This is a genomic window from Pseudomonas tumuqii, assembly GCF_013184545.1.
Taxonomy (GTDB): domain Bacteria; phylum Pseudomonadota; class Gammaproteobacteria; order Pseudomonadales; family Pseudomonadaceae; genus Aquipseudomonas; species Aquipseudomonas tumuqii.
Genome location: NZ_JAAOJA010000013.1, coordinates 117120 through 133177 on the forward strand (window position 1 = coordinate 117120; position 16058 = coordinate 133177).

Below are 16058 nucleotides of genomic sequence, written 5' to 3' on the forward strand. Positions count from 1 at the left end.
GCTCAGAAGAGTTTGCCGATCAGCGTGGTCGGTAACAGCTGCAGCAGCGGACGCAGCAGCAACCAGGGATAGCCGGGAATTACCGCGCGCCTGCGGCCCTGCACGATGGCATCGGCGATCCGTTTGCCGCCCTCTGCCAGCGGCAGGAGGAAGGGCCGGTGCTTGAGTTGGTTGTTCATCGGTGTATCGATGTAACCCGGATAGATCACGGTCACGGTGAGGTTCTTGCCCAGCGCTTCAGCCCGCAGGGCTTCCATGTATACGCTGACCGCCGCCTTGCTCGCGCTGTAGGCACCGCTGCCGGGCAGGCCACGCCAGCTGGCGACTGAACTCATCGCCACAATCTGCCCACGACCCTGGGTCTTGAACAGAGAGACGGCGGCGTCGATGGTGGCGCAGGCGCCTATCACATTGACTTCATACATCCTGCGGGTATTGGCGAAATCGATACGACCTATGCGCCCGTCACTGCCCAGTCCGGCATTGGCCACGACTATGTCGAGCTTGCCCAGTTCGGCGCAGGCGATGTTCAGTGTGTCGCGCACCTTCTCGGGATCGCTGACGTCCAGCGAATAGATCCGTACACGCACGCCGTGACCTTGCTCCAGTTCAGCCTTGATCTGTTGCAACACGTCGAACTGGCGGGCGGCCAATGCCAGGTCATAACCACGCCTGGCGAATTCGCTCGCTAGCTGACGGCCCAGTCCGGAGGACGCACCCGTGATAAATACAGATTTGCTCATGGAAACTGCCCTGTGGCCGCTATTTGTCTCGGCTATTAGGACAAAGCACGGCTCTTGAAGCGATGATAGAACCTGCCACTATCTTGATAATTGAGGCCAAGGTGAGCTTATTTAGCCATTTAGAACAGTGTGGGTTGCCATGAGCCAAGCCGTTTTTCCCTGCGCGAGCCAAGCCCCGTTCTGCTTTTGCATCGCCCAGATGGGTGCTTGGGGTTATCCGTTGGATGAGGTGCTGCTCGGCAGCGGCCTGACTGGCGACAGCTATGCCTTGCCTGAAACGGTGCCCGACAGCCGCCAGGAACAGGCCGTCTACGAGAACATTCAGCGTCTCTATCGAGGTGGGGCTGCCGGGCTGGAGCTCGGTCGGCTGTACAACGTGAACAGTGTCGGAGTGCTGGGGGCGCTGCTGGCGAACGCGATCGATCTCGGCCACGCCGGCTATCTGGCGCGACGCTTTTATCCGCTGTCCAATCCCTGGATCGTCCCCGAGCTGATCAGCAGCGTCGCCGGCGGCCAGTCGGTCGTTCGCTACCGGCAGGTAGGTGGACTGCCCGCGCTGTACCGGTTCCTTATCGACCGTGACATTCTCGCCACACGGCAATTGCTACGTGACATCTTCGGCGCCAGCTCGGATGGCTATGTATGCACAGTGGCATTCGGCTATCCAGCGCCAGAAGACGCCGCACGCTATCCGGCAGAGTTCGATTGTCCCGTGAGCTTCGGCCATGACCACACCTACGTGACTTACGACAACGAGCTTGGCCGTTTAAGCAATGCACGACGCAATCCGCATGCCTATCACCTGTACCTGCAGCTGTGCCGTGAGACTCAGGCGCAGCGTGCGCCCTTATCTTGGCAAGGTCGGGTGAACGGCATCCTGTTATGCATCGACTTCTACCCTAACGCCGCCGCCATGGCCAAGAAACTCAACTGTTCGGAGCGAAGCCTGCGACGGCATTTGGGCGAGGAGGGGGTGCAGTATTCTGAGCTGGTGGACAAGGTACGGTTCGACCGTGCGGTTTACCTGTTAAGTCACTCCGGGGACTCGATCAAGACCATCAGCTTCAAGCTCTTCTACAGCGAACCGCCGGCTTTCGTCAGGGCATTCGCGCGCTGGAGTGGGACGACCCCGAGCGAATTCAGGGCAGCGCTGGGGCGATGAATTTTTCGCGGAACTGCCGCTCCCCGGATAACCGGCCTCACTCTCGAGCCATTTGCTGAAGCCACCAAGGCTTTTCAGGCGTGCTCTATCGGTACTGCCCCATCCCGTTCGGGGGGCAGCATACAGCTCTGTGCCGCAATAGCTGATCCTGCCGCTGGGGTTGCCTGCGCTACGCCATCCCGGATGCGCTGCGGCTTATTCGGGCTATGGCCGCGATCCCGTGTTGTGCAAGTCGTCGGACTCAGCGTTGGAATAGGGGGTAGGGATTGATCGCGGTGCCTATCCACCACTGCTTCTCGGGGCCGAGCAGGAAAATGGCGAAATGCAGGTGTGGCGCCAGCGGGTCGGCGTTGCCGGTGGCGCCGACGTAGCCGATCAGGTCGCCGCGCTTGAGCTCCTGGCCCTCTTCCAGGCCGACGGCGTAGCTGTCCAGGTGCGCGTAGTAGTAGGCGAAGGTTCCGCTCGCGTCGTATTGGTAGACGGTGAGGCCGCCGGGCACGCTGTTGAAGAGTTTCACCACCTTGCCGTCGTCGACCGCGACTACTGGTGTCTGCAGTGGCGCCATGATGTCGAGCGCTTCGTGGCTGCGCTCGCTGCCGCGCTGGTCGTCGAAGGTGTCGTGCAGTTGCGCGGCGGTTATGCCGGTCACGGGAATCAGCAGCGCACCGGGGTGCACCGGCAAGGGCTCGGCCTGCGTCGGCGTAACGGCGTTGTCTTCGGGCGCCGGGGTGGCCGTGATTGGTTCGGGCGCGATCGGCTCAGGTGGACTCGGGCTGTCGGCCGGCGTCTCGGCTGGCGTCGCTGCGGCTGCGCTGGTGCGGGTCAGGCTGCTGGTGGCTGTGCTCGCAACCGGTTCCAGTGCCGTTGCGGCCGGCGGGGCGAGCGGTTCCGGCGCAGGGGGCGCGCCAGTTGCCGGCGCATCCTGCATGGGTTCGCCAGTCACGGGTGTGGACAGGGTGCTGACTTGCGCGCTCGTTGCGGCGACGTCGTTCTGCTCGTTCTGCAGGAAAATGCACAGACTCGCTGCGCCGAGGAGGGTGCCCGCTGCAGCTATCAGAATGCTCTTCATGGCGGCATCCGCTTACTCTTGCAGAAGGGCGGGTAGCCCGGGCTTGACTGCGTGTCCCATTGCCGCGACGTTCCAGTTGGTGAGGCGGATGCAGCCGTGGGATTGGGTCTTGCCGATCTTCGATGGCTCAGGCGTACCGTGGATGCCGTAATGCGGCTTGGACAAGGCGACCCAGGCGACGCCGACGGGATTGTTCGGGCCGGGCGGGATGGTCGCCTTGGCGTGGGCGGGGTTGGCGTCCCAGAACAGCTGGGGGTTGTACTTGAACTCCGGATTTCGCGCCACGCCGAGGATCTTCCACTCGCCGAGTGGCAGCGGATCGCGCGCGCTGCCGGTGGAGGCGGGAAACTGCGCGATGATTGCATCTGCGGCATCGAAGAGGGTGACGGTCGAGTCGGACTTGTCGACCACCACGCGTGCGGCCTTGGCCAGGGGCGCTGCCGAGGCGAGGTTGGGCACGACGATCGATTCGCCGGCGCGGCCCAGATCCCGGCCCGGATTGAGCTGTGCCAGCAGCGTGGGGCTGGCGTGGAATTTCTCGCCGAGCGCTTCCGCCGGGTCGCGGTAACCCAGGGCGTCGAGCTGGGCCTGCGCCATCATGTCGGCTGGAATCTGCTGGAAGGGCCCGGCAACGTCGGCCTCGGTGATGGTATAGCTCACCAGCACCGGCTCGATGTCGGCGTTGAGTGCCGCCCAGGTGGCTTCGTCCATGACGCCGCTGGCGGGCAGGCCGTTGTTTTTCTGGAAGCCGCTGATGGCGATGCGGGTGTTCGAGCCGAAACTGGCGTCGACCTCGCCCGGATAGAAGCGCGCGCGATCGAGCAGGATCTGTGCGCGCAGCACCGCGACGTTGCGCTGCTTGGGGCCGACCTCGCCGCGCAGGCTGGCGTCGTTGGCGATCTCGGCGGTGAACAACGGCGCAGCGGCGCCGTCTTCGGGGGTGAGCGGCGTGGCGGTGGCGAGTGCGAATGGCACGGCTGCTGCCTGAAGGGCCAGCATGACGGCGCAGGTGAACATGGTTTTGCTGTTCAAGATGCGATCCTCGAGCGAACAAACAGGGCGAACTCCAGCGTGTTCGAGCAGGCTCGACACACCTTTGGCGTGTTGTAGGTCATAAGGAATCGACGTGCCATTAATGCACAGTAATGGTGGTTACAGGCAGAAGCACTTGGGCAAAACGCCCGCCTGCTGCCCAAGGCCCTGACATTCTCCGCGCCTGGCGGCGTGAGGTGATCGAGCGAGGTGTTCACAGGTAATTTGATCGGGCCGGCGGGGAGGAGTTCCTGACGGCCCGTGCGCGGGGCGATGCTGCCCGCGGCGGCGCCTACTCGGCCTGGGCGGCTTTCAGCGCTTCATAGGCCGGTGCGGCGTAGATACCGATTTCCACCGCCAGCTCCAGCACCCGCGCGAGGTCGTTGCGGTAGACCAGCACGGCTTGCAGTTCGTCATCCAGCGCCTCGCTGAAGTCCACCAGGACATAGCCGCCGGTCTCCGGCGACAGGCTGCCGAGTTGCACCTGGATGCGGTTGAGCGCCTTGAGCGGCTCGACCTTGACCAGCTGCTTGGGCTTGAGCACGAAGCTGACCTGCGGGCCGAAGGAGTCGACGATCTGCTGGAACAACTGCTCGTAGCTGTCGGCCTGGAACAGCACGGTATCCGGCAGGCTGCCGACCACCACCCACTCGCCGAGCGGGATCGGGAAGCTGTCGTCGTAGTTGATGTCCGGGTTGGCGGCGAGGAAGGCCTGCGGGTCGGCGTAGGCCTGGGCCGCCTCGTCGGCGATGCGCGCGACGTCTTCGGCCAGCATGCAGCCCGAGCTTATCTTGCTGATCAATTCTTCGAGCTGGGCTTTCATCGGTACGCTCCTGGGGGGCGGTTGAATAGTGGGCGCAAGGATAAGGGAAATGTGTGGTTTCGGCGCGCGGAAAGTCATGCACAAGCCTCGCAGGGCGTAGGCGCGGCGGGGGCGCCCAGTTCCAAGGCCGCGATAGGGCTTGCCCGCAAAAGGCATCGCGGGCATGGCCCGCTCCTAGGAAACCCCTGAATCCCGTAGCCCGGATGCAATCCGGGGGGTATCGAGGGTTAGGGTTTGCCTGGCCGTTGTCGGAGCGTTCGGAGGCGCCCGCAGCCCGTGGGAGGGGGCGGGCGGCGATCCGCTTTAGCCGCGAAGATTTGCAGGTGCTTCGAGGACTTTTCGCGGCTAAAGCCCCTCCCACGTTGCTCGGTAGCAGCGCCTGGCGATCCGCATCAGCAATGAGTTTTTTTGGGCGGCACGGACGAGTGTCGCGGCATCAGCGCAGTTGCGTCTCGGCCAGGGTGCGGCTGTGCGGGATGCGCTCGACGTTCCAGTGGCTGACCGCCCAGGCCAGCAGTTCGGGTGGGCGGGCGTGCTCCAGTTCGCCGGGCAGTGTTTGCCCCAGGGCGCGCAGGGCGCGAACCAGCAGCGGCGCGGCCTGGTCGCTCGGCAGCGGTGGCGAGCGGTAGGACTTGCCCAGCTTGTTCCCGTCCGGCTGGATGATCAGCGGTACATGCAGGTAGCGGGGTTGCGCCAGGCCGAGCAGTTCCTGCAGGTACAGCTGGCGCGGGGTGGAATCGAGCAGGTCGGCGCCGCGCACCACGTCGGTGACGCCTTGCCAGGCATCGTCGAGCACCACCGCCAGTTGGTAGGCGTAGAAGCCGTCGCGCCGACGAATGACGAAGTCGCCGACCTCGCGGCCCAGGTGCTGGTGGTACTCGCCCTGCACTCGGTCGATAAAGCCGTAGCTCAGGTTCGGCACGCGCAGGCGGATCGCGGCGTTCTGTGGCGCATGCCCGGCGTCGCGGCAAGTGCCGGGATAGATGCCGTGGTAGCCTTCCAGTTGCTTGCGCGAGCAGGTGCAGGCATAGGCCAGGCCCTGTTGCAGCAAACGCTCGACCAGCGCCTGGTACTCGGCATGCCGCTGGCTCTGGCGCACCAGCTCACCGTCCCAGTGCAGGCCGTAGCTCTCCAGGGTGCTGAGGATCGCGTCCTGGGCGCCGGGGACTTCCCGTGGCGGGTCGAGGTCTTCCATACGCAGCAGCCAACGCCCGCCTACCGCGCGCGCGTCGAGGTAGGACGCCAGCGCCGCGACCAATGAGCCGAAGTGCAGGTAACCACTGGGGGTAGGGGCGAAACGGCCGATATAAGCGGGAGCGTTCATGCGGACGAATATACAGGCTGCGGGCGGCTGGCTGGTGCGTGAGGAACGACAAGGGGTGCCGCAGCACCCCTTGGGTCAGACCAGAGCAGATCAGGAACCGATCTGTTTTTCCTTGATTTCCGCCAGAGTCTTGCAATCGATGCACAAGGTGGCGGTGGGGCGGGCTTCCAGACGGCGGATGCCGATCTCGACGCCGCAGGAGTCGCACCAGCCGTAATCGTTGTCCTCGATCAGTTGCAGCGTTTCGTCGATCTTCTTGATCAACTTGCGCTCACGATCACGAGCACGCAGTTCCAGGCTGAATTCTTCTTCCTGGCTGGCACGGTCTGCCGGGTCCGGGAAGTTGGCTGCCTCGTCCTGCATGTGGTGCACGGTACGGTCGACTTCCTGCATCAGCTCCAGCTTCCACTTGTTGAGGATGCTGGTGAAGTGGGCGCGCATTGGCTCACCCATGTACTCCTCACCCTTGACTTCTTTATAGGGTTCGAAGCCACGAATCAGTTGACTGCTTTTTGCTTTCGCTTTTGTAGGCATGGATGACCGCCTCTCACTCTCTCTAGTCCACTGCGCAGGATGGTGTCCATTGCCGGGAAAAAACCCGGCCCTGCGGCTGCAAGCGGGCGAACTTACCAGATCAACACCAGCCGCGCCACTCCCGGTTGTCGTGGTTGCTGCCGTTTCGCTCATGGCTTGGGTAGAATCCGCGCCTCAACCTCTATCAAGGCAGGTCCATGGCCCCGTCCTACAGTGCGCGCAGCCGCGCCATCGAACCCTTTCATGTCATGGCCCTGCTGGCTCGCGCCAACCAGTTGCAAGCCGCCGGTGTCGATGTAATCCATCTGGAGATCGGCGAGCCGGACTTCACCACCGCCGCGCCGATCGTGGCCGCGGGCCAGGCCGCCTTGGCCGCCGGGCATACTCGCTATACCGCTGCGCGAGGAATACCGGCGCTGCGTGAAGCGATTGCCGGGTTCTACGCTCAGCGTTATCGCTTGAGCATAGACCCTGAGCGAATTTTGATTACCCCGGGTGGCTCCGGCGCGCTGTTATTGGCCACCAGTCTGTTGGTCGACCCGGGCAAGCACTGGCTGCTGGCCGATCCGGGCTACCCGTGCAACCGGCATTTCCTGCGCCTGGTCGAAGGCGCCGCGCAGCTTGTTCCGGTAGGCCCGGAGGTGCGCTATCAACTGACCGCGGATCTGGTCGCCCGGCATTGGGACAAGGACAGCGTCGGCGCGTTGGTTGCCTCGCCGGCCAACCCGACCGGCACGCTGTTGTCCCGTGAGGAGCTGGGCGGACTGTCCCGGGCGCTGAAAGAACGCGGTGGCCATCTGGTGGTCGACGAGATCTATCACGGCCTGACCTATGGCGTGGACGCCAGCAGCGTGCTGGAAGTGGACGACGACGCCTTCGTGCTCAACAGCTTCTCCAAGTATTTCGGCATGACCGGCTGGCGTCTCGGCTGGCTGGTGGCACCGCAGGCGGCGGTGGCGGACCTGGAAAAGCTGGCGCAGAACCTCTATATCAGCGCGCCGAGCATGGCCCAACATGCCGCGCTGGCCTGTTTCGAGGCACCGACCCTGGAGATTCTCGAGCAGCGTCGACATGAGTTCGCCCGCCGTCGCGACTTCCTGCTGCCGGCGTTGCGCGAGCTGGGCTTCAAGATTGCCGTTGAGCCCGAAGGCGCCTTCTATCTGTATGCCGATATCAGCGCCTTTGGCGGCGATGCCTTCGCCTTCTGTCAGCACTTCCTGGAGACCGAGCATGTGGCCTTCACCCCGGGGCTGGACTTCGGTCGGCACCTGGCCAGCCAGCATGTGCGGTTCTCCTATACCCAGGATCTGCCGCGTCTGCAGCAGGCCGTCGAGCGGATTGCCCGTGGCCTGAAGACCTGGCGCCCCGATGCGCTTTGAACCCGCGCTGGAGCAGGGCCGACTGCTGCGCCGCTACAAACGCTTCCTGGCCGATATCGAAAGCGCCAGCGGCGAGCGGCTGACCATTCATTGTCCCAACACCGGCTCGATGCTCAACTGCATGAGCGAAGGCGCGCGGGTCTGGTTCAGTCGCTCCAATGATCCCAAACGCAAGCTGCCGGGCACCTGGGAGCTCGGCGAAACCCCGCAGGGTCGCCTGGCGGTGATCAATACCGCGCGCGCCAACGGCCTGGTCGAGGAGGCGCTGCGTGGTGGGCTGATCACAGAACTCGCCGGCTTCACCGCCTTGAAGAGTGAAGTGCCCTATGGCCAGGAGCGCAGCCGCATCGATTTCCGCCTGGATTACCCGAGCGGCGCCGCCTTCGTCGAAGTCAAGAGCGTGACCCTGGGCTATGCCGACAGCCGGATCGCGGCTTTTCCCGATGCGCGCACCGAACGTGGCGCCAAGCACCTGCGCGAACTGGCGACGCTGGCGCGTGATGGCGTGCGGGCGGTGCAGCTGTATTGCGTCAACCTGACGGAGATCGATGCGGTGCGCCCGGCCGGAGAGATCGACCCGGTCTACGCCGCGGCTTTGCGCGAGGCAGTGAACGCGGGTGTCGAGGTGCTGGCCTATGGCGCGCAGATCACCCCGCAGGAAATCCGCCTGGCGCGCCGGCTCGCGGTGCAGTTGTAGATTCGTCGGGTGCGCACCGGCGTCCGAGGCCATGGCGTGGGTTTTATTGGTGCGCACAGCCTAGGCGGCCCCGCACACCCTGCGCGGTGTCGATGTTCTCCCGGATTGCATCCGGGCTACGACTTTGCGGCCATTCACCGTAGGGTGCGCCGTGCGCACCGGCGTCTAAGGTTATGGCGTGGGGCGCGGTAATCGGCGCCTTCCCGGATTGCCTCCGGGCTACAACTCGACCCAGATCCCTTCGCGGTTTTCCGTGCAGGTCAGCGCGTGCAGCGATTGCCCGGCACAGGGCCCGGCGACGCACTCGCCCGAGTCGATGAGAAACAGTGCGCCGTGGGTGGCGCACTGGATCAGGCTGGCGCTGTGGTCGAGAAACTGGTCCGGCAGCCATTCCAGGCTGATGCCCTTGTGCGGGCAGCGGTTGCGGTAGGCGAACACCTGGCCGTCCTTGCGCACGGCGAACAGCTTCTCGCGGTCAATCACGAAGCCCCGGCTCTGACCTTCGGCCAGCTCATGCGGGGCGCATAAACGCATCATCAGCATCTCCAGAATAGGCCGCCATTATCCCGGACTGCGCCGGCTTGCCAAGCGCAGCGCGCCTGCCCGAGCAGAAAAGCCGGCGGTTGGCGCTGGCGCTAGCGCGGGATTGACTGGCGGCCTGCGGCGCAGCCTTTTATCCTGCCAGCCACTCTCTGACCGCAGAAGCCCAACCCACGCCATGAATCCTGTCATTCAGCCGCGCTCACTGTTTATCGCGCTGGGCCTGTTGCTGGTGCTCGCGCTCTGGTTATCCCTGGCGCTGGGGCCGGTCAGCCTGCCGCTGGCCGATACCCTGCAAGCGGCGCTGCGCCTGCTCGGCCTGCCGGTGGGGGGCGTCGAACTGGAGCAGGCCGAATTGATCCTCGGACAGATCCGCCTGCCGCGTACCCTGCTGGGCCTGACCGTCGGCGCGGTGCTGGCGCTGTGCGGGGTGGCGATGCAGGGCCTGTTCCGCAACCCCTTGGCCGATCCCGGTCTGGTCGGCGTCTCCAGCGGTGCGGCCTTGGGCGCGGCGGTCGCGATTGTCGGCGGCGCGGCGCTGGGCGGCCTCCCAGAGGTTTTCGCGCCTTATCTGTTGTCGTTTTGCGCCTTCATCGGCGGTCTCGGGGTGACCGCCCTGGTCTATCGCCTGGGCCGCCGCGCCGGTGAGACCAGCGTGGCGACCATGCTCCTGGCCGGCATCGCCCTGACCGCCCTGGCCGGTGCGGCGATTGGCCTGTTCACCTACCTGGCAGATGACGCCACCCTGCGCACCCTGACCTTCTGGAACCTCGGCAGCCTTAATGGTGCGAGTTACCAGCGGTTGTGGCCGCTGCTGCTGGTCACCATCGCGGTGGCGCTGTGGCTGCCGCGCCGGGCCAGGGCGCTGAATGCCCTGTTGCTCGGCGAGTCGGAGGCGCGCCACCTCGGCTTCGGCGTGGAGCGGATCAAGCGCGAGCTGGTGCTGTGTACCGCCCTGGGTGTCGGCGCCGCGGTGGCGGCGGCGGGGATGATCGGCTTCATCGGCCTGGTGGTGCCGCATCTGATGCGTCTGCTGGTCGGCCCGGATCACCGTGTGCTGCTGCCGGCCTCGGCACTGGCGGGCGCCAGCCTGCTGCTGCTGGCCGACCTGGCCGCGCGACTGCTGCTGGCGCCGGCGGAGCTGCCGATCGGCATCGTCACCGCCTTGCTCGGCGCGCCGTTCTTTCTCTATCTGTTGTTGCGGGGGCGGGTCTGATGCTGCGAGCGGAAAACCTGGCGGTGCAGCGCGGTTCCCGTACCGTATTGAGCGATATCGACCTGGCACTGCAACCGGGCGAAGTGCTCGGCGTGCTCGGCCCCAATGGCGCCGGCAAGAGCACCTTGCTCGGTGCGCTCTGCGGCGAACTGCCGCCGTCCCGCGGGCAGGTGCTGCTCGACCAGCGCCGCCTCGGCGACTGGCCGGGCGCCGAGCGCGCCCGGCGGCTGGCGGTGTTGCCACAAACTTCGACGCTGAACTTCGCCTTCCGCGTCGAAGAGGTCGTGGCCATGGGCCGGCTGCCCCATGCCAGTGGTCAGCTGCGTGATGCGCAGATCGTCGGCGAGGCGCTGCAGGCGGCGGATGCCGCCCATCTGGCCGGGCGCAGCTACCTGGCCCTGTCCGGCGGCGAGCGTCAGCGCGTGCACCTGGCGCGGGTGTTGGCGCAACTCTGGCCGGGTGGCGAGGGGCAGATCCTGTTGCTCGACGAGCCGACCTCGATGCTCGATCCCTTGCACCAGCACACCACCCTGCAAGCCACCCGGGCCTTTGCCGAACGGGGCGCGGCGGTGCTGGTGATCCTGCATGATCTGAATCTGGCCGCGCGTTACTGCGACCGTTTGCTGTTGCTCGATCGCGGTCGTGCGCATGCCCTCGGCAGCCCGGAACAGGTTCTGCGCGCCGAGCCGCTGCAGGCGGTATTCGGCCTGGAAGTGCTGGTGCAGCGCCATCCGCAACGGGGGCATCCACTGATCGTCGCGCGCTAGATCTGCACGCTCGGTGGGCCTGGCGTGTCCTCGCTGCTACTCTTTGTCTAGACCCCAGGCAGATCTGTCAGCCCTCTAAAACACCAAGGATTTCCTTATGCGCACGCTGCTAGTATTCGTCGCCCTTCTTTTGTCCGGCTGCCAGGCCTCCCTGCCGCCGCTACCCGCCTGGCAAAGCCCCGAGGGGCGCGAGCACGCCGACCTGGGGCAGATTGTCGATCTGCGCACGGGCCAGCGCCTGAGTCCGCAGCAACTGATCGAGCAACTGGCTCCAGCACCCCGCGTGCTGGTCGGCGAGGAGCATGACAATCCCGATCATCATGCCCTGCAGCTTTGGTTGCTGCAGGCGCTGGAGGCGCAACGCGCGCAGGGCAGCCTGCTGCTGGAAATGCTCACGCCAGAGCAACAGGGCCAGGTCGATGCGGTGCGCGCACGTATGGCCGAGGGGCAGCCGGTCGCCGATCTGCCGGCGGAACTGGCCTGGCAAGCGGGCTGGCCCTGGAAGTTGTACGGGCCGATTGTGCAGCACGCACTTGCCCAGCCGTACCCGCTGCTGGCTGCCAATCTGGATCACGCGCAAGTACTGCAGGTCTATCGCAAGCGTCCGGCATTGAGCGGTGCACTGTCCACGGCGGCGATGGTGCAGGAACCCTTGCTGGCGCAGATCGGCATCTCCCATTGCGGCAAACTGCCGAAGAGCAAGCTGCCGGCCATGCTTTCCGTGCAGCAGCAGCGTGACCGGCGCATGGCCACGGCATTGCAGGCAGCGCCGCCGCCAAGCCTGCTGTTCGCGGGCAGCTTTCACGTGCGGCGCGACCTCGGCGTGCCGCTGCATCTGGCTGACCTGGGGGATAAAGCCGCCAGTCTGGTGCTGATGCTGGCTGAAGTGGGCCAGCCGGTCAGCGCCGCTGCCGCCGATTACGTCTGGTACACCCCGGCGTTGCCGGAGCGCGACTACTGCGCCGATTTCGCCGGCTAGCAGCTGGTTTTGCCACCGCTATCTAGACGTTACGCGTTGCCGGGGGTATCCGTCTCCTTGTAGGCGTTCGCTCGCCGTCTTCGACGGAGCGCTGTCGCGCAGCAAACTGTGTAGCAGCCAGCTTGCTGCGGTTCGGCGCTCCGACGATGCTTTTGATCTGCAGATATCGCCAGATCGCCAGCAAGCTGGCTCCTACAGGGCTCGTGTCATGATCTAATTTCTATATATAAAACAACGAGTTATTTTTAGTTTGATGAGAGCGGAAGGACGCCTGGTCTTTATCCGCGAATTTCGCGGCTGCAGCACCGCGCCGCACGGCTCATCCGCGGCGTCACGCTTCTGCGCCAAGGCCCGCGCCAATTGGCGCCCCCTACCATGGTCGCGCAGTGCGCGGGGTGAATAATCGGCCACACTTAGCTCCAGGAGGTAAGGGCTATGGCCAATCGCACACTGCGGGCACAGCGGCTGGTGGCCGTGTTCATGCTGGGCTGCCTGCTGTTCAGCTATCCCTTGCTGGCGCTTTTCGATAGCGGCGGCGAGGTATTCGGTATTCCGCTGCTATTTGCCTATCTGTTCGGCGCCTGGGCGCTGCTGATCGTGGCGATGATCCTGGTCGTCGAGCGCTCGAACCGATGAGGAGGCGCTGCCCATGCCGCTCGGTGGCCTGATCCTGCTGACCTCCTGCGCCTACCTGGGCATCCTCTTCGCCATCGCCTACTGGGGCGACAAGCGTGCCGATGCCGGTCGCTCGATCATCGCCAATCCGTATATCTATGCCCTGTCGCTGGCGGTGTACGCCACCTCCTGGACCTTCTACGGCAGCGTGGGCCGGGCGGCAGCCAGCGGCGTCGGCTTTCTGCCGATCTACCTCGGCCCGACCCTGATGGCGGCGCTGTTCTGGCTGGTGCTGCGCAAGATGATCCGCATCAGCAAGGCCAACCGGATCACCTCGATCGCCGACTTCATCGCCGCGCGCTACGGCAAGAGTGCGCTGCTCGGAGGGCTGGTCACGCTGATCGCGGTGGTCGGCGTGATTCCCTATATCGCCCTGCAGCTCAAGGCGGTGTCCAGCAGCTTTCTGATCCTCTGGCAGTACCCGACGATTCAGATGCCGAACCAGGGCGAGGCGCTCGGCCCCTTGCAGGACACTGCGCTCTATGTGGCGCTGCTGCTGGCGATCTTCACCATCCTGTTCGGCACCCGCCACCTCGACGCGACCGAGCGCCACGAAGGCATGGTGGCGGCTATCGCCTTCGAGTCGCTGGTCAAGCTGCTGGCTTTTCTGGCGGTCGGCCTGTATGTCACCTTCGGTCTTTACCATGGCTTCGCCGACCTGTTCGAACAGGCCGCGCGGTTGCCCGATGTCGATCAGCTGCTGACCCTCGGCGGTCCTGCCGGGACCTATGGCTCCTGGGGCTCGCTGATCTTTCTGTCGATGCTGTCGATCCTGTTTCTGCCGCGCCAGTTCCAGATCAGCGTGGTCGAGAACGTCAACGAGAACCACCTGGCCAAGGCCATCTGGCTGTTTCCGCTGTACCTGCTGGCGATCAATATCTTCGTCCTGCCGATCACCTTCGCCGGCTTGATGCATTTCCCCGCCGGCACGGTGGATGCCGATACCTTCGTCCTCACCCTGCCCATGGCTCTGCGCCAGGAGTGGTTGGCGCTGCTGGTGTTCATCGGCGGGCTGTCGGCCGCCACCGGCATGGTCATCGTCGAGACCATCGCGCTTTCGACGATGATCTGTAACGACCTGGCGATGCCGCTGCTGCTGCGCTGGAAGGCCCTCGGCCTGGCACAGCGCACGGATCTCTCGGGCTTGCTGCTGGGCATTCGGCGCGGCGCCATCCTGCTGTTGATGCTGCTCGGCTACGTGTATTACCGCGCGGCGGGCGAGGCCTATGCGCTGGTCTCGATCGGCCTGGTGTCGTTCGCCGCGGTGGCGCAGTTCGCCCCGGCGATGCTCGGCGGCATGTACTGGAAGCAGGGTACCCGCGCCGGCGCCCTGAGCGGTTTGTCGCTGGGCTTTCTGTTGTGGCTGTACACCCTGCTGTTGCCGGCGTTCGCCAAGTCGGGCTGGTTGCCGCTGAGTTTCATCGAGCAGGGGCCGCTGGCCATCGCCTGGCTCAAGCCGCTGGCGCTGTTCGGCCTGGCGGGACTGGACGAGATCGGCCATTCGCTGTTCTGGAGCCTGTTGGCCAACCTTGGCGCCTATGTCGGGGTGTCGCTGTTCGGCCGGCAGAGCAGCCGCGAGCATGCCCAGGCGCTGCTGTTCGTCGATGCCTTCAAGGTCGCCGGGCGCGGCTCCAGTCTGTGGCGCGGCAGCGCCTCGGTGACGGAGGTGATCGCCCTGGTCGGACGCTTCCTCGGTCCGGCGCGGGCCGGCGAGGCCTTCGCCGGTTACGCCGCGCAGCGGGGCCTGGCGTCGAGTGCCGAGCTGGTGCCGGATGCGGATCTGGTGCACTTCGCCGAGCAGCAACTGGCGGGCGCCATCGGTGCCGCCTCGGCGCGGGTGATGCTGGCCTCGGTGGTGCAGGAGGAGCCGCTGGGCATGGACGAGGTGCTCGGCATCCTCGACGAAGCCTCGCAGGTGATCGCCTACAGCCGCCGTCTGGAGCAGCAATCGCACGAGCTTGAAACCGCCACCGGCGAACTGCGCGCGGCCAATGCGCGGCTGCAGGAGCTCGATCGGTTGAAGGACGACTTCATCTCCACCGTGACCCACGAACTGCGTACGCCGCTGACCTCGATCCGCGCCTTCTCCGAGATCCTCAACGACAACCCCGAGCTGGACCCGGCTCAGCGCGCGCGTTTCGTCGCCATCATCGTCAAGGAGAGCGAGCGCCTGACGCGGATGATCAATCAGGTGCTGGATCTGGCCAAGCTCGAGTCGGGGCGTGCCGAATGGCACACCACCGCGCTCGATCTGAAGGAGGTGATCGAGGATGCCCAGGCCACCACCAGCCAGCTGCTGCAGGAGCAGGGCGTGGAACTGCGCCTCGAGCTGCCGGCGCAGATTCCGCCGGTGCTGGCCGACCGCGACCGCCTGCTGCAGGTGCTGCTCAACCTGATCTCCAATGCGGTGAAGTTCTGCGACCGCGAGGCGGGGCGCATCGGCATCGCCGTGCAGGTGCTGCCGGAGGCGTTGCGGGTGGATGTGCGCGACAACGGCGCGGGTATCGATCCGGCCGATCAGCAGACCATCTTCGAGAAGTTTCGCCAGGCCGGTGACAACCTCACCGAGAAGCCGCAGGGCACCGGTCTGGGGTTGCCGATCAGCCGGCAGATCATCGAGCACTTCGGCGGCCGGCTGTGGGTGCAGAGTGCGCGCGGACAGGGGGCGACCTTTTCCTTTACCCTGCCCCTGGGGCAGGCGAATGCGGCCGCGACAGACGCAGGCCGCGAGACGGAGTATGGAGTATGAGCAAAACCGTATTAATCGCCGACGACGAACCGAACATCGTCATCTCGCTGGAGTTCCTGCTCGAGCAGGCCGGCTATCGGGTGCTGGTGGCGCACGACGGTCAGGAGGCCCTGGAGGCCATTGCGCGGCAACCGCCCGACCTGGTGCTGCTCGATGTGATGCTGCCGCGCCTGAGCGGTTTCGACGTGTGCCAGAAGATCCGCGAGAACCCGGATTGGCAGCACATGCGTATCGTCATGCTGACGGCCAAGGGCCGCGAGGTCGAAATCAGCAAGGGCCTGGCGCTGGGGGCCAATGCCTACATCACCAAGCCGTTCTCGACCCAGGAGCTGCTGGCGCAGATCGGCGCGCAGTTGGCGGTCGAATAGC

The 16058-nt window shown here is 65.3% G+C and carries 16 protein-coding genes; 9 read left to right on the top strand and 7 right to left on the bottom strand.

The genetic code is table 11. The annotated features are described in order from the left end of the window. Positions 1-2: 2 nt before the first annotated feature. Positions 3-743 carry an SDR family NAD(P)-dependent oxidoreductase gene (locus G9C89_RS20875; RefSeq protein WP_172151791.1) on the bottom strand — a complete coding sequence of 247 codons (741 nt, stop codon included), beginning with the start codon at positions 741-743 and terminating at the stop codon, positions 3-5. Between the two features lie 139 nt (positions 744-882). Here G9C89_RS20875 and G9C89_RS20880 point away from each other — a divergent pair, with 139 nt between their 5' ends. Next, positions 883-1905 (top strand): AraC family transcriptional regulator, encoded by a 1023-nt coding sequence (locus G9C89_RS20880; RefSeq protein ID WP_172151793.1) that lies wholly within the window; start codon positions 883-885, stop codon positions 1903-1905. 241 nt (positions 1906-2146) lie between these two features. Here G9C89_RS20880 and G9C89_RS20885 read toward each other — a convergent pair whose 3' ends face one another. From G9C89_RS20885 to dksA, 5 genes are all read right to left on the bottom strand, one after another. Then, the gene (locus G9C89_RS20885) at positions 2147-2974 is read right to left on the bottom strand and encodes a M23 family metallopeptidase (protein WP_218575953.1); all 828 of its coding nucleotides are present in this window, start codon (positions 2972-2974) and stop codon (positions 2147-2149) included. Between the two features lie 12 nt (positions 2975-2986). Beyond that, entirely contained in the window at positions 2987-4006 is a 1020-nt protein-coding gene (locus G9C89_RS20890) for a L,D-transpeptidase family protein (protein WP_218575954.1), read from the bottom strand. A 292-nt stretch (positions 4007-4298) separates the two neighbouring features. Beyond that, on the bottom strand, positions 4299-4829 hold the full coding sequence (locus G9C89_RS20895) for a hypothetical protein (RefSeq protein ID WP_172151795.1): 531 nt from the start codon (positions 4827-4829) through the stop codon (positions 4299-4301). A 436-nt stretch (positions 4830-5265) separates the two neighbouring features. Next, complete coding sequence (gene gluQRS, locus G9C89_RS20900; protein WP_172151797.1) at positions 5266-6153, bottom strand: tRNA glutamyl-Q(34) synthetase GluQRS; 888 nt, start codon at positions 6151-6153, stop codon at positions 5266-5268. A 90-nt stretch (positions 6154-6243) separates the two neighbouring features. Beyond that, on the bottom strand, positions 6244-6687 hold the full coding sequence (dksA, locus tag G9C89_RS20905; protein ID WP_172151799.1) for an RNA polymerase-binding protein DksA: 444 nt from the start codon (positions 6685-6687) through the stop codon (positions 6244-6246). A 197-nt stretch (positions 6688-6884) separates the two neighbouring features. Between dksA and G9C89_RS20910 the strand changes: the two genes are divergently transcribed. Further along, positions 6885-8066: a pyridoxal phosphate-dependent aminotransferase gene (locus G9C89_RS20910; RefSeq protein ID WP_172151801.1), complete on the top strand. Its 1182-nt coding sequence runs from the start codon at positions 6885-6887 to the stop codon at positions 8064-8066. Further along, positions 8056-8763 (top strand): DNA/RNA nuclease SfsA, encoded by a 708-nt coding sequence (sfsA, locus tag G9C89_RS20915; protein WP_172151803.1) that lies wholly within the window; start codon positions 8056-8058, stop codon positions 8761-8763. The genes G9C89_RS20910 and sfsA overlap by 11 nt, the downstream gene beginning before the upstream one ends. 219 nt (positions 8764-8982) lie before the next feature. Here the strand turns inward: sfsA and G9C89_RS20920 are convergent, their stop codons facing one another. Further along, positions 8983-9300, bottom strand: a complete 318-nt coding sequence (locus G9C89_RS20920) for a Rieske (2Fe-2S) protein (RefSeq protein ID WP_172151805.1) — start codon at positions 9298-9300, stop codon at positions 8983-8985. Positions 9301-9535: 235 nt separating this feature from the next. Here G9C89_RS20920 and G9C89_RS20925 point away from each other — a divergent pair, with 235 nt between their 5' ends. The 6 genes from G9C89_RS20925 to G9C89_RS20950 all read left to right on the top strand — a co-directional run bounded on the left by G9C89_RS20925 (position 9536) and on the right by G9C89_RS20950 (position 16057). Next, positions 9536-10519, top strand: coding sequence for a FecCD family ABC transporter permease (locus G9C89_RS20925; RefSeq protein WP_172151853.1), 984 nt, complete (start codon positions 9536-9538; stop codon positions 10517-10519). Next, positions 10519-11286 (top strand): heme ABC transporter ATP-binding protein, encoded by a 768-nt coding sequence (locus tag G9C89_RS20930; RefSeq protein ID WP_172151807.1) that lies wholly within the window; start codon positions 10519-10521, stop codon positions 11284-11286. Before G9C89_RS20925 ends, G9C89_RS20930 begins: the two co-directional genes overlap by 1 nt. Positions 11287-11383: 97 nt before the next feature. Then, positions 11384-12265: a ChaN family lipoprotein gene (locus G9C89_RS20935; protein ID WP_172151809.1), complete on the top strand. Its 882-nt coding sequence runs from the start codon at positions 11384-11386 to the stop codon at positions 12263-12265. Between the two features lie 435 nt (positions 12266-12700). Continuing rightward, on the top strand, positions 12701-12901 hold the full coding sequence (locus G9C89_RS20940) for a hypothetical protein (protein WP_172151811.1): 201 nt from the start codon (positions 12701-12703) through the stop codon (positions 12899-12901). Positions 12902-12914: 13 nt separating this feature from the next. After that, positions 12915-15689 (top strand): sensor histidine kinase, encoded by a 2775-nt coding sequence (locus G9C89_RS20945; RefSeq protein WP_172151813.1) that lies wholly within the window; start codon positions 12915-12917, stop codon positions 15687-15689. After that, positions 15686-16057, top strand: a complete 372-nt coding sequence (locus G9C89_RS20950; RefSeq protein WP_172151815.1) for a response regulator transcription factor — start codon at positions 15686-15688, stop codon at positions 16055-16057. Before G9C89_RS20945 ends, G9C89_RS20950 begins: the two co-directional genes overlap by 4 nt. Position 16058 lies beyond the last annotated feature (1 nt).